Annotated in this window: 9 protein-coding genes; 1 reads left to right on the top strand and 8 read right to left on the bottom strand. The window is 53.0% G+C overall.

The genetic code is table 11. The features are described from left to right. Nucleotides 1-15 precede the first annotated feature (15 nt). The 7 genes from ACO0LD_RS06845 to ACO0LD_RS06815 form a co-directional block, all read right to left on the bottom strand. Nucleotides 16-1263 (bottom strand): ABC transporter permease, encoded by a 1248-nt coding sequence (locus ACO0LD_RS06845; RefSeq protein ID WP_423005073.1) that lies wholly within the window; start codon nt 1261-1263, stop codon nt 16-18. A 7-nt stretch (nt 1264-1270) separates the two neighbouring features. Then, complete coding sequence (locus ACO0LD_RS06840; protein ID WP_423005071.1) at nt 1271-2587, bottom strand: ABC transporter permease; 1317 nt, start codon at nt 2585-2587, stop codon at nt 1271-1273. Between the two features lie 8 nt (nt 2588-2595). Continuing rightward, complete coding sequence (locus tag ACO0LD_RS06835) at nt 2596-3351, bottom strand: ABC transporter ATP-binding protein (protein WP_423005069.1); 756 nt, start codon at nt 3349-3351, stop codon at nt 2596-2598. Between the two features lie 55 nt (nt 3352-3406). Next, nucleotides 3407-4675, bottom strand: a complete 1269-nt coding sequence (locus ACO0LD_RS06830) for an efflux RND transporter periplasmic adaptor subunit (protein WP_423005068.1) — start codon at nt 4673-4675, stop codon at nt 3407-3409. Between the two features lie 192 nt (nt 4676-4867). Further along, complete coding sequence (locus ACO0LD_RS06825; protein ID WP_423005066.1) at nt 4868-6712, bottom strand: M48 family metallopeptidase; 1845 nt, start codon at nt 6710-6712, stop codon at nt 4868-4870. Between the two features lie 275 nt (nt 6713-6987). Continuing rightward, a complete protein-coding gene (locus ACO0LD_RS06820) occupies nt 6988-8571 on the bottom strand; it encodes a hypothetical protein (protein WP_423005064.1) in 1584 nt (527 codons plus the stop codon). Further along, nucleotides 8568-9494: an ABC transporter ATP-binding protein gene (locus ACO0LD_RS06815; RefSeq protein WP_423005062.1), complete on the bottom strand. Its 927-nt coding sequence runs from the start codon at nt 9492-9494 to the stop codon at nt 8568-8570. Before ACO0LD_RS06815 ends, ACO0LD_RS06820 begins: the two co-directional genes overlap by 4 nt. A gap of 172 nt (nt 9495-9666) precedes the next feature. Between ACO0LD_RS06815 and ACO0LD_RS06810 the strand changes: the two genes are divergently transcribed. Continuing rightward, nucleotides 9667-9801 (top strand): hypothetical protein, encoded by a 135-nt coding sequence (locus ACO0LD_RS06810; RefSeq protein WP_255431525.1) that lies wholly within the window; start codon nt 9667-9669, stop codon nt 9799-9801. A 105-nt stretch (nt 9802-9906) separates the two neighbouring features. On the opposite strand, the gene ACO0LD_RS06805 is transcribed toward ACO0LD_RS06810, so the two are convergent. Then, nucleotides 9907-13922: DUF4214 domain-containing protein (locus tag ACO0LD_RS06805; RefSeq protein ID WP_423005060.1), on the bottom strand; the 4016-nt coding region annotated here is incomplete at its 5' end.

The raw sequence follows: 13922 nt of genomic DNA, 5'->3' as shown, positions 1-13922 counted from the left end.
CGGGTTTTCAGTACTTCAGGTACTGCGGGTAGCAGTGGCTGGCGAAATCGACGCAGCACGTGCCGCTGGTCCTACCACCGCGATGATACCAAGTATCCAGAAAATTACACTGCCTCCCACCAAATAAGGCACAGGCAATTTCGTCAATTCCAGCTTGCTGACCAATAATTGGTTCAAACCTATGGCAAGTGCGACACCACAGGCGATACCAAAGCTGGTGATCATGAAATTTTCTGTGACGAAGTAGCGCAGCACATCGATCTTGCGCGCACCCAGTGCCCGGCGCACACCGATATGCTTGCGGCGTTGTGTTACCCACAGGCTGGAAATGCCAACAATGCCGCTGGCAGTCACCAGCAAGAGCAACACGCATACTGCAATCAGCATCCAGGCCAGGCCATTGTCAGCGCGGTAGCGTCTGGAGCGGTCTTCTTGCAGACTGCGCATATTAATGATCAGGGGAGTTGCAGAGGCTTTTCTGATTGTCATCTCAACATCCTTCATGACACGTTCACGCTGGCCTGGTTCGGCACGTACCGAATACTTGGAATATGGGGAATTCGACAAGCGTACTGGCAAGATAACCGAAATTTCACCCTTTATGCCGACTTGTGCTCCGTGGGTCTGCAAACGGTCAAGTACGCCGATTATCCGCGTGGCATTTGCATCGTCACCAGTGCCAAAATACATGGTTTTTCCTACGACACTGGCCTGGCCGGGGAAAAGTTTCTCTGCAAGGACTTTGGTAATGATGACGACATCAGGAAATTCCTTGCTGGTGCTTTCGTCAATTTCAAGGAATTCACCCTGATTGAAGTCACGTCCCTCGGCCAGTTTCAAGCCCCAGAGTTTCATCACAGATTCAGACGCGATATACATCGATACATTGGCGTTGGTGCTGGCCTGTTTTCTGTCCAGCGCAACGCCCGTGGTACTGCCCGACCGCGATAATGGCGTCTGGGTGACTCGCACGACACCGAGTACGCCAGAGACGCCGCGTATGGTTGCTTCATCCTGCTTTTGCGTAGCGATCTGTTCAGTATGTTCAGCCGGTTTGCGGTTGCTGATGTTGACAGAAAACAGATCATTTTCTTCTGTCAGACCGCTAGGGCGCGCTACCACTTCCAGGCGCAGTTGAACGATGTACACGGCGTTGGCTAAAATTGCCAGGCTGATGGCGACCTGTAGCGCCACCAGGATGGCACCAGTCTTGCTGCGCAACAGCGCAGATAAAATGGGGCGAATTTCCAGATTGAGTTTCATATTGTTCTCATTGTGATTTGAGTTGTATCGCAGGCGTTACCTGGCATGCGCGCCAGGTCGGGAACAATCCCGCCAATATGGCGGCCGTGACTGACATGACAAAAGTAATGCTCAGCATTTGCCAGTCCATGTGTGCCACGACTGTAAGCTGTTTCGATTGCATGGCGATCAGGGCAAGTGCGCCAAAAGCCAGCAACAGGCCGGTGACACCGCCAGCCAGGCCAATGACGCTGCTTTCGATGAGGAATTGATTAAATATTTCTTTGCGGGATGCGCCCAGCGCACGCCGCACACCCACTTCCGATGCACGCACAGAAAATTTCGCCAGCAAAAGCCCCACTGTGTTAACCAGGCATAACAGCAGAAAACCAAATGCCAGCCATGCAGACAGCTTGTTGTCGTTATCTACTACTTTGGCTTCTTCCATCCATTCCATGACGTTGAACAGTTTGTTTTTTGCCTCGCGCATGTAACGACCCAGCTTGCGCTGCTCAACTGCATAATTGTCGAGGTAGCTTTGCAGTTCCTGACGTTGGCCTTCTGACTTTAATTCAAACCAGAAGTGCAGCCATGTACATTCAGAATCCAGTCTCCCTTGCCAGCCAGGTGCATTTTCACCAGTACAGCTCATGCCGCCAGCGTGGGTTATTTCATGTCGTATTGCGCTGGAAAACGGGATAAAGAAATCTTCCTGCACACCAAATGTGGCGTTGCGGCCAGAGAAACGGTAGAAGCGTGGGCTGGGCTCCCAGGTATCGAGCACGCCGACGATCTGGAACTGGTGACCTATCATGGTCAGGTATTGACCAACAGGATTGGTTTTGCCGTACAGTTTTTCAGCCAGTTTATTTCCAAGCACGACAACGTCCGCTGCTTTGGTGTCGTCGTTCTCAGTCCATCCCTGTCCATGTAAAAAGGGTGTATCAAACATGGTAAAAAAATCCTTGGTCGCGGCAACACCTTCCGATTCCACCGCAGGCAAGTCTTTGCGCGCTGGTTCTATGGCCATTAATATGCCGTACAGTGCAGTGCGTCTTTCTCCAATCTTGGCGGGCAGGTGATTCATGGCGTCGCGATAGCTCATCTGGGTATCACGCGACTCTTCACCGGGTGTATAGCCTTTCAATGGTCCGTTATCCATCCAGGGCATGAACAGGCGATTGCTCTTGTGTGGTATCGGATCACCTGACATCACATGCAAAATCGTCAGAGTGGAAATGCTGGCTGCAACGCCAACTGCCAGGGTCAGTATCATCAGGGCAGTCAGGGCCGGGTTGCGACGCAGGCTGCGTATGCCGAGTAAAAAATAATAACGAAACATCATGCGGCTCCTCAAGCGACTGCCGAACTATCAACTTCATTGGCAGAATCAGCATCTGTATGCCCATCTGCTTTGGCATCGTAGAGTGAAGGCACCTTGCGCACCAGATCACTGACCTGGCCATCAATGATATGGACGTTGCGCTGGGCACGTACGGCCAGTTCCGGATCATGCGTTACCATCAAAATAGTCGTGCCCTTGGCATTGATTTCTTCCAGCAATTCCATGACACTGCGTGCCATCTGTGTATCCAGATTACCGGTCGGTTCATCGGCCAGCAAGAGTTTGGGTGAACCAGCCAGGGCGCGGGCAATCGCCACACGCTGTTGCTGACCACCAGACAATTCAGCCGGATAATGTTTCATGCGTGAAGCCAGGCCAACCTGTGCCAGTGCTGCCTCTATGCGTTCCTTGCGTTCTGCCGTACTAAAGCCGCGATAACGCAGGGGCACATCGACATTGTCGAACAGGTTCAGGTCGGGGATCAGGTTGAAGCCCTGGAAAATGAAACCCAGTTTTTCATTGCGCAGACGGGTACGGGCATTGTCATTCATGCCCTTGACGTTGATGCCATCAAGCAGATAATCGCCATCATTGAATTCTTCCAGCAAACCGGCGATGTTGAGGAAAGTGGTTTTGCCAGAACCGGATGGCCCGGTGACGGTGACGAATTCGCCTTCCTTGACGTGGATGTCAAAGCCGCGCAGGGCATGGGTTTCGATCAGATGCGTACGGTAAACTTTGCTGAGGTTTTTCATGCGTAACATGGGATATTCCTTCTTGAATTAATTAGTTATTAATCAGTTACTAATCAGTTGTTGATTAGTTGTTAATGGAAACGCTGTTCGCGCTTTCAAATGCATCGGTACCGGATATCACGACTTTGTCGCCGTCTTTCAAACCACTGAGAATTTCTACTGCAGAGATACTGGTTGCACCCATTTTGATAGAGCGGCGCTGGGCAACACCGTTTTCGACGACATAGGCAAAGCGTCCGCCGTCTGCTTCGACAAAGGGGCCGCGCGGCAAGATCATGACGTTGGCTTTTTCTTCCATCAGCAACCTGGCCGAAACGCGCTGGCTTTGACGCAGGCCTTCAGGCTGTTTGTCGCTGAAACGCACTCTGGCAAGTATCTGGTTCTTTACCACTTCTGGCGAGATGGCGGTCAGGGTGCCCATGACCTTGTTATTGTTGATCATGATTTCTGCCTTCATGCCCAGGCCCAGGTCGGTCATATACGATTCAGGGATTTCAACTTCCACTTCAAGCTGCGACAGGTCGACGAGAGTCATCAAAGCTGTATTGGCGGCCACTACGCTGCGGTTGGAAATTGCCAGGCTGCCGATGATGCCGTCTACTGGCGCACGCAGTTTCAATTCATCGACACGGCGTTTGGCAAAGTCCAGGCTCAGGCGCTGGCGTTGTAACTGGCTCATCTTGGTTTTTAATTCCAGAGTGACATCTTCGTTTTCCAGATCGGCAGCCTGTGCCGCATGCTTGGAGCGGATCTCTGTGGAATGCATGGCATCCTGGGCTTTCAGGAAATCATTTTTTGCGACCACGCCAACAACGCCAGCTGCTTCTATGCGTTGGAAGGCGCGCTGGGCTGCAATGCGTTCTATCTCAGCCTGGTCGGCGTCACGTCTGGCGATCAGTTTTTGTTTCTTGGCGAGAATTTGCTGGCGCGCGACTTCAGCTTCCAGTTGTTCGGTATTCGATTGTTCGCGTTTGAGTTGGTCGTTCAGGTCGGGAGATTCAATCTCGGCGACGATATCGCCTTTCTTGACGGTGTCGCCAGCATTGGCTTTCAAGGTCACGGTACCACCGGCACTGGAATACAAGGTAGGGCTGATGGCAGCGACGATACGACCATTTACCGAGGCATCCCTGACCAGGGTGCCATGGCTGACTGTGGCAATGCGCAAGCGTGATGCATTCACAGACTGGCTGCTGCCACGCCATGCCGACATCAGCAATACCAGGCCCGTAATACCCACCAGCGTGGCGACGCCAGCAATGATGACGCGCTTGCGTTTTTGTCCCTTATTGGCGGCTAACACCGTATCCTGGCCTGAAGTGTCTCTTATCATGATGTTTCCATTAAACAGTTTGCATACCGTTTAGCAGAAACTGTGCCAGTTTTAAGTCATTGATTTATATGGGTATTTTTTATTGTGTTTTTGTCCGCACTGTCCGTACTCTTGTCCGTACTGGCTAGCGTACACAACATAAAAAAATCCCGCCTGCACAGACGGGATTTTCAGGTGAGTAAAAACCGGCATTTACTGTAGAGCCTGTTGATGACGCATGACCTGGTGCCTGTGCCAGTAATGACCGGAGACATTCTTGAATTCTTCGCGCACTTTCTTGATACCGGCAAGTTTCACCTTGGTCGATTTGGCACCCAGCAGGCCTTTTTCAGGATGCTTGATGGTCAGTGTGTCTGACAGCATGCCATCTTCATATGCATAGGTGTCTACCCGGTCCCAGGCCAGCGGCTCGGTTTCATCCGGCAAGATCCAGCCAGCATAGGTCACCTGTATGGCTTTGCCTTCGCTCAGGGAGAATTCCACAGGCGGGAAGTAGCGCAGCACCAGCGCCGCTTCTTCTTCATTGGCCGGTTCATAACGGTAGGCGAGGCTATGTTCATGCGCCTGGGAGAAGTCCTCTTCATAGCTGGCCCACAAACGCGTTTCAATTTCATCGGCAACCTGTATATCCGTGGCCCAGGTTTGTGTTGGCACACTGGTGACGATGGCACCGTAATCTGCTTCGGCTATCACATGACCGACATTTTCCATGCGCTCAGTCATCTTGGGATGGCTGTCATAAGGATGCGGTACGCTGGTATGCTTCATGGTGTCAATGAAGGCAGAGGAACGTGCGTAGGGATGCAGGCCGGAAGCCACAAATTGCGCTATCCCCAGGCTGGCACCATGTCTTTCATTACGCGAAAACAGCTGGTTCTCAATTTCGTTTCTATAGTTGGCGTAAGCGGCGATTTTGATCAATGAATAGGTGACTGCAGCAGGAGCAATCACTTTGGCAGCGATGCGGTCAGCCAGAAATTCACGATCACGGCTATTGCGGGCAGAGGCAATTTCAAAAATCATGCGGTACAGACACATGAGATAAAACACCGTAGGTACATGGGCGCTGCGCATCTCAAAACAGTATTGATCATATTGCGCCAGCTTGGGGCCAAGCGCTGCACTATTTGCCGTATCGCCACCACGGAAGTGGGCCAGTTCATGGGCCAGCACGGCATCCGCCTCAGACTGACTCAGCAAACGCAACAGCGGGATGCTGATGAACAGACTGCGCCCGCGCAAGCTCCTGCCGCTGACATTCAAGGGTGATTCGGTGACAAAAAAATTGGCGTCAATACCAGCAACGATATTGTCTGGGGCAGCGGTTTTCAAGCGTGCCGCCAGGTCACGTATGCGTTGCCACAAACCCGGCGCTGCCTGTTCAGAAATCAGTTCACCCTGGATCTGGTGATTGTTATTGGCACGTTTGAAGATGCTGACGATCACATAGAAAACCGCAATCGCCACAAAGATGACGGCGACGCCTATCAGCTTGATGGAATAACGGTTCATGAAATAGGCCGTGACCCAGAACGACAGCCACATCAGCATCGCACCCTGGGCAATTGTCCCGGCAGTACAACTCAAAGTCAGCACGCGCCAGCCTGTGACAAAACTCAGGTATTGGGCTTTTTCGTTGAGGAATGCAAGGGCACCCAGCAAGAGCACGCTGATCAGCAAGACCACACCACCGGCCATGGTCCAGGCTGAGACTTTTCTGGCCATGATGAATTGCCAGTTATCTGAATAGCGGGCGCATACACGTTCCCTGTAACTGGCAGCTTCGGCTATATTGCTGTCACAGATTTTAGAAGGTGGATACTTGCGGAAAAATTCCTGCTGCTGAAATTTTTCATCTGCAGTCAACTTGCTGTCAGTATCAATTTGCTGAGATACAAAACTCAGGAATTTCTCATCCTGTTTATTTTCCACATGTTGGGAAAACCAGTAAGTAAACGCAGGTATCAGGAACAGTGATAGCAGCGAATACAACAGTATTTTTGCTAAATCTTTTTTAATGGAGAGTCCGGCGGACATAAGCGTAATTTTTCCTGTTCATCAACATGCGGGGGGAACGATGCTGATGAACAGGCCATAGTGCAATGGCGCAGCTAGCTCAGCAGACAGGATTCCGGTGGATCTGGAAACATGGTCGTCATCAGATCAACAAAAGTATAGGGACATAAATTTGCTAAAACAATCAAACTAAAGTCTGCTTACAATTAATACAATTTGTGCTTTGCTGAAAAGAAATAAAACTTGGTTTCAGTTTGTCTACAGCTTGTCCAGCGACTTATCAACAACACCCTGTTTTATGCAACTGCGCGGCGGTTGTAAACATAACCGATACTCAGCGCTGCCATACCCAGCATGACTTGCCACGTGATGGAATGGCTGTTTGCCACACCATTGAAACCAAATACATCGATCATCGGCGCTTTAGTTGCATTGACTGCGACATAAATGCCAAACAGGAACAGCGACAAAAAAGTACGTGGCGTCTTAGACAAGCGACCCAGCAGGCAGGCCACCGCACTCATGCTGAAAATGCCGGTCAGTAATGCCAGTGCACGCATAGGCTCATGCATGGCCCAACGCAAGCCGATGACACTCATCAACATTAAGCCCAGCAAGGCGGTTGCTGCAAACTGGCGCACATAACGCTGGGCTATACCGCCCGACAAGGCGCCTGTCATTTCACCGGTAACTGTCTGATGGTCACGGCTACTCAGGTCACTGATGAGTATGCCCCAGATGGCGACACTGATCGTCAATAAGCCAGGTAAGCCACCCATGCGGAAAATCATGGACAACAGGGGGATGAGCAATAATGCCAGGCCAGCGACAGGTGTTGTCGCCACCGTCAGGGCAATATCTGCGCATATTTGCCCGGCCAGCCCTGGCAGGATTCGCGCCAGGCGAAACAGGGGTTGGGCTATGCCAGCGAAAGGGCGCAGCAATTGATTCAAGAAACTTAAAGGAGAGCGGCGTTTGCGGGTCTGGCCGACTTTCACGCGGTCTGGTGAAAACCGGTGGAACAAGGCTATCGCTGGCAACAATGGCAGCAAGGCCAGTATGGCTGATGCGCTGCGTATGGCCAGCAATTTCCCTGACCACAAGACGGATGGTAGCAATATGGGAGTGAGCTTGGCGTCATAAGTCGCTGTACCCAATGAAAAGTGCGTGGTATGCATGAACAATTTCAAATTCGCCATAGAAGTGGCAGCACCCATGAAATCAATAAACATATAGGAATTGATTTGACCTGCTATGCCAGCTTCTACTTTATCCAGCAGGGAGATTTGTGCCATCCAGATAAAAAAGAAAATCACGTCACCAAGCTTGCCCAGCAAAGGGGAAAAGCTGTCAAACAAAATAGCGCAACTGACTGCAAAAAATATCATGGGCAGCAACAGTGCTACGTAGGTTTGCAGGTAAACGAGCAGTTCTATCGGGCCCTCACCACGTACTGCATGGCAAATTAGCATGGCACCCATGAAAGCAGTGATCAGCGCCAGCAAATACACTACTCCACCCATCCAGCGCCCCAGCAGAAAGATGCCGTTCCCTATGTGCGTGGCGGCAATGACACTGCCGCAACCACTGCGCATATCTTCTGCAATGCGGCCACGCACAAGGTAAAAACCTGCAAGACCAAACAACAGGCTGGCCAGCGCTGCGCTGCCATAGGCGAGCGTGGTGCTGGTGTATAAAACACGGGTGTTTTTTATGGTCATCAAGGTAGTGCCTGATAGTGGATCAGGGATCACCACCCACGCCAGCGCAATGACTGCCAGCACAGCGACCACACTGCTCAAGCGCCGCAGGCGCAGACGGGCTTCATTCAATACCAGGATAGTCAGTGTATTCAACGTATTCAGCAGGGAAGGGCTCATGCTGCCAGTTCCTGTACTGCGTAGCGTTGTGCCATCAAGGCTTCTTCCAGGCTGGGGGCTGCATGCCGGGCACCATCACAAGGCTGGTGCGGGTGGGCGATACGCACGCTCATGTGATTGCCTTGCTTTTGCGTTTGCAAGACATGTACCTTGTTGCGCAAGGCATCGTATTCATGGCTGGCGATTTCGGCAGTCCAGATTTGTCCATGCGCCTGCGCCAGGATTTCATCTGGGCTTGCATAGGCAATCAGTTTTCCCTGGCGCATGATGGCCAATTGACTGGCAATACTCTCTACGTCAGAGACTATGTGGGTGGACATGATCACCAGTTTTTTGAACCCCAGCTCACTCAATAAATGGCGGAAGCGCAAACGTTCTTCCGGGTCCAGCCCGGCGGTGGGTTCATCGACGATGAGTATGTCAGGATCATTCAACAAGGCCTGGGCAATGCCCAGACGCCGCCGCATGCCGCCAGAGAAGGTAGACGCCTGACGTCTGGCCTGGTCATGCAAGTTCACCATTTCCAATAAATGCCTGATCCTGGCCGGATCACGTACACCCTTGAGAGCTGCAAAATACTGCATGAATTCCAGCGCCGTCAGGTTAGGATAAATACCAAAATCCTGCGGCAAAAATCCCAGTCGCTGACGTATGGCTTGCGGTTTTTTAACGATGTCCTGGCCCTGGAAAAGTATGCTGCCACTACTAGGGCGCGTCAGGGTCGCCACCATTTGCATCAGCGTGGTTTTTCCCGCGCCATTGTGCCCTATCAGGCCGACTACACCGTGACCCAGATTGAGTGACAAGTCATCTACTGCCGTCAGCTTTTTGCCGAAGTTTTTTGTGACATTCCGGATTTCCAGCATCTTCTCCCCCGCTTCACCATTTTGTTTGAGTAGGGTGACTGTAGGGAAAAGCGGCATGCTTTGCCCTGGAATTGAGACAGATTGCCTGAATTGCGGTATGAAGTGGCTTTAAAACGGCTTTAAAACGAATTTAAATGCAAGGACTATATTTTTTATAAAACGGTTAATACGATAATTGAAGCTTATACTGACTTATCACCAAGGCCTTGGTGTTCCCAGGAGTAAAATCATGAGTAAAGTTCAGCAAAGTAATAAAGAAACCAAGAAGCAGGCGGCCAGTACGCCTAAAGAAAAGAAAGCCGCCAAGCAAGCCAAGAAGGAAGCTGGAACGGCAATTCCATGGACACAGCGCACAGGCGCATAGATTTGATATGCACCAGACTCGATATCTCATCTGGTGTGAGTGGATGAATCAAAGATAGTTAAATGTGGGGAGGCCCTTTTGAGAGGAGTTCCCCACATCTACAAATCACACAGGCATAAACCTGGCCAAATACTCAGGCGAATTAATAAACTGCCCAATCAGGGTGACCACATCCGTACCCGATTGACTGAGCAAAGCATCAAACGTCGCCTGATCCGGCGCATGACCCAAGAGACCGATGTAATCCAGCGTCAATGACACTTTGGATTGCGAATTGGCCTTGAACTCCGTCGACTCGGTAAAGCCCGCCAGCATATCGCCACGGCTTAATCCATTCCCCAGTTGTCCCAGCCAGTAAGCCTTGCCTGCCGCATCTGAACTACGGTGCAGCACATTCTGATAGACGCGATCTACAAAGGCCGTATTGTCCAGCGCCCCATAAGTCTTCTGGAACTCCGCACTCGACACAAAGGACGCACTGATCTTGGAGAGATTCATGCCATCTTTTTGCGCCTGCATCCAGTAAGCCAGACCATCACGGTCAGGCAAACGGTCAAAGGCACCAAAGTACAGACGCGTGATACCACCGATGCCACCCTGGAATTCAGCGGACTCCATGAACGATGCTGCCACCTGGGCACGGCTCATCTTGCCACTGTCTATCTGCCCCTGCCAGTACTGCACCCCTGCCGTATCGGCTTCACGGAACAAGACATCACGGTAGAGCTGCATGGCAAACAAGTCAGAACGGTGCAGCACATCATTGTCTTTGACATCCAGTTTGGTGCCGACTCTGGCTTCGATCGCATCCGGGATGCCATCGCCATCCTTGTCGCCTGGCAAGGACGTATTCGGGTTGGTCGGGACGATGGTTTTAAAGCCCAGACCACCGTTCAGGGTGATCTTGCCATCGGCTTTGCCGTCTGTATCGTAGATACCGCCGTCCGTGATCTTGAAGTCCACTTTCAGCTTGCCGTTCACTGTGGCAATGTTGGTGGCAATGTTGGTCCAGGTACCGGCCTTGTCCTGTACCCAGTAACCATTCACTGGACCCATGGCATCGGTGTACAGCGACATGGTGGTTTCCTGACCTGCTGCAAGACCTGTGAGCTGGGTGGTGATCAAGCCATACTGCATGCTCAGTTCTGCAGGCAGCGTCGCTGGCGCTACCGTGGTGTTCACATTGGTTTGCGACAGGAAATTATTATTCGCCAGTGTCACATAATGATTGGTCGCGGCAGTATTGCTATTCCATAACAGGGAACTGACATTTTTCTGCGACTGGTCAGGTATGCCGTCACCATTGCCATCGCCATTACCTGCGCCCAGTAAATTGGGCACTTCTGCTTCTACCCGTTGCAGGATGCCATCGCCATCCGCATCCGAGCCGCCCGAGCCTGGATTGTCATTGTTAGGGTTGATGCTGAAAGCCTGGGAGAAGGTCGGCCCGCTATTGCCAGCCAGATCTACCACCCTGACTTTGAGAGTGTTATTGCCACTCAGCAGTTGATTTGGCAAACGCCAGCCAGAGCCACCGATAGTCGCCAGCGCATTGATCCAGTTGGCACCATTGTCGAGTGAGACTTGCACGGTTTCGCCCACGGCCAGGCCTGCGGTGAGGTTGCCGGAAATGGTCTGGTCGCTGATGGTGGTGATGAAGTCGGTATTGCTGGCACCATCATCATTGGAGAGACGCACTGAACCTATACCCGTCGTCGGCGCCGTATGATCGACCTGGTACAACTGACCGGTAAAGCCGCCACTCAAAGGCAGGCTGGCGGTGTCGATAATGCCGGTGCCCGAGGTTTTAAGGTTCAGGCCCAGGCTGCCATCTCCTGTCAGCCCCGTAATCCTGACGCTATAGGTAGAAGGATCGAGCTGGGTGACGCTGCTGATGGTCCCCGTTGCGCTACCGGTAGTGGCCAGTACAAAGGCGGCGACATTCACGCCCGTAACGGCTTCACTGAAGCTGATCTTGTAATCGGCGGTGCTGAGATTGGTGTTTTCTGGGTTGATGCGGGTAATGCCGGTGGCCGTTGGCGGCACATTGTCACCAACGGTGATGCTCAGGCTCTTGTCATAGGTGGCATTGGAGGTGTCCGTGGCGCGGACCATGATGGTATAGGTGCCCGGGGTCATGCCCAGCGGGTTCTTGGCCACCAGGCTGGAACCTGAGATGATGAACTTGCCATTGTCGCGGTCATTCGTGCCATTGCCCGCCACCAGGCTAAAGCTGGCGGTGTCACTGGGGTTAGGGTCAGTGGCAGAGAGGGTACCGACGCTGCTGTTGTCCGGGGACCCTTGCAGGATGGTGGCCGGCAACAGGCTGATATTGGTCGGTGCCGCATTGACACCGGTGGCAATCACGGTGGTGGTGTTATTCAGTACGGCCGAGGCAATACCGTCACTGGCACTGATGGTGAAGGTGGTGGTTTCGGTACTGCCGACCGGCACCCGACCCGCCCCTGGCTGGAATACCAGGCCACGGATGGCCGCCTGCACGACCGCAGGTGTTCCTGCAGCATGGGTATAGGTCAGGCCACCATCGGCGGTCGAGAAGCCAGTGGCGGCTAATGAAGCGGCTGTGAAGGTGCCTTTGGCGGCGACATCCAAGGCGATGATGATGGTTTCCGACGCACCGACATCCGGATCGGTGATGGTGACTGCAGCAAACGGAGAAACCGTGGTGGTTTCCGTCACCGTCTGGCCAGCGACGACACCACCGATAACCGGGGCGACGTTATTACCAGTGACCGTAATGCCATTGCCAAACAAATCAGCGATGACGACGGCCACGTTAGCACCGGTATTCCAGTCTTCCAGCATGCCGAGGTTGTAGGTGGTGGTATCGGTGGACGAGGTGCCATCCTTGTTCATCCGCAACGCCAGTGCTGCCTTGTCGGTGGCACTCATGGTCATGGTGAAGCTGGTGTTGGAGGTGACGTCGACGTTGGCGGTATCGGTCAGGGTGTAGTTGAAGGCACCCTGGCCCAGCAGGCGGATACGGTTGGCGGTGATGTCATTGGCCGCACCCGTCAGTGTCAGGAAGTTGTTGCCTGTGACGACCAGCACACCGGTGGCGACGTTATAGGTCGCCGAGGTGACGGTCGGTGCCACCACGTTGGTGACGGTGATGCCATTACCGGTCAGGTCGGCAATCACGACTGCCGCATCGGCACCGGCATTCCAGTCTTCAGCAGCGATCAGGTTATAGGTATTGACACTGGTGGAACTGGGGCCATTCTTGTTCATGATGAGGTTGGCACCCAGGCGGTCTGCTGCACTGAGGGTCAGGGTGAACGAGGTGGCGGAGGTGATCTCGACATTGCTGGTGGTGGTCAGGGTATAGCTGGCACCGCCTTCACCTTGCAGGCTGAATTTATTGGCGACGATGTCGTTGGTGGCACCTGTCAAACCTGTCAGGCCGGTACCTGTGACGGTCAGCACACCCGTGTTGGCGTCGTAAATCGAGGAGGTGATGGTCGGGACCGGGACATTGGAGACGGTAATCGCTGCCGTCGTCACAGCGATATTGCCACCGGTAATGACGCTGTCCCAGTCATCTGCTGCGGCCAGGTTGTAAGTGGTGCCACTGGTCGATGTGCTGCCGTTCTTGTTGAACAGGGCTTCGACAGCAGCCTGGTCAGCACCTGCCACTGCCACGGCAAAGCTGGTGGCGGACGTGACTTCGACATTGACGGAAGTCGAGAGCGTACGTGTTGCTGCACCTTCGCCTGTGATGGTCAGGGCAGTGACAGTAATGTCATTGGTGGCACCGATGGTCTTGACCAGACCCGTACCTGTCACGGTGAGGATGTGGGTGGTGACATCGTAAGTGGCGGAGGTAATCGTCGGGGCGGCGACATTCGAGACGGTGACGGCATTGCCGGTCAGGTCGGCACTCGATGTGGTGGTAGCGTCCCAGGAAGCAGCGGCAGCGAGGTTGAAGGTGGTGGTATCGACGGCGGAGGTACCGGTCTTGTTCAGGATGCCGTTGACGGCGAGTTTGTCGGCGGCACCGAGCGTGACGATAAAAGATGTGGCACTGGCGGCGGTTGGGTTGCTGGTGGCAGCTGTCAGCGTGTAAGACCCGGCTTGGCCAGTCAGACTTAATTTGGTGA

Source organism: Undibacterium sp. Ji83W (assembly GCF_049340385.1).
Lineage (GTDB): Bacteria > Pseudomonadota > Gammaproteobacteria > Burkholderiales > Burkholderiaceae_D > Undibacterium.
The sequence above is the reverse complement of the archived record's forward strand: the minus strand, read 5'-3'. Positions and strand labels throughout refer to the sequence as shown.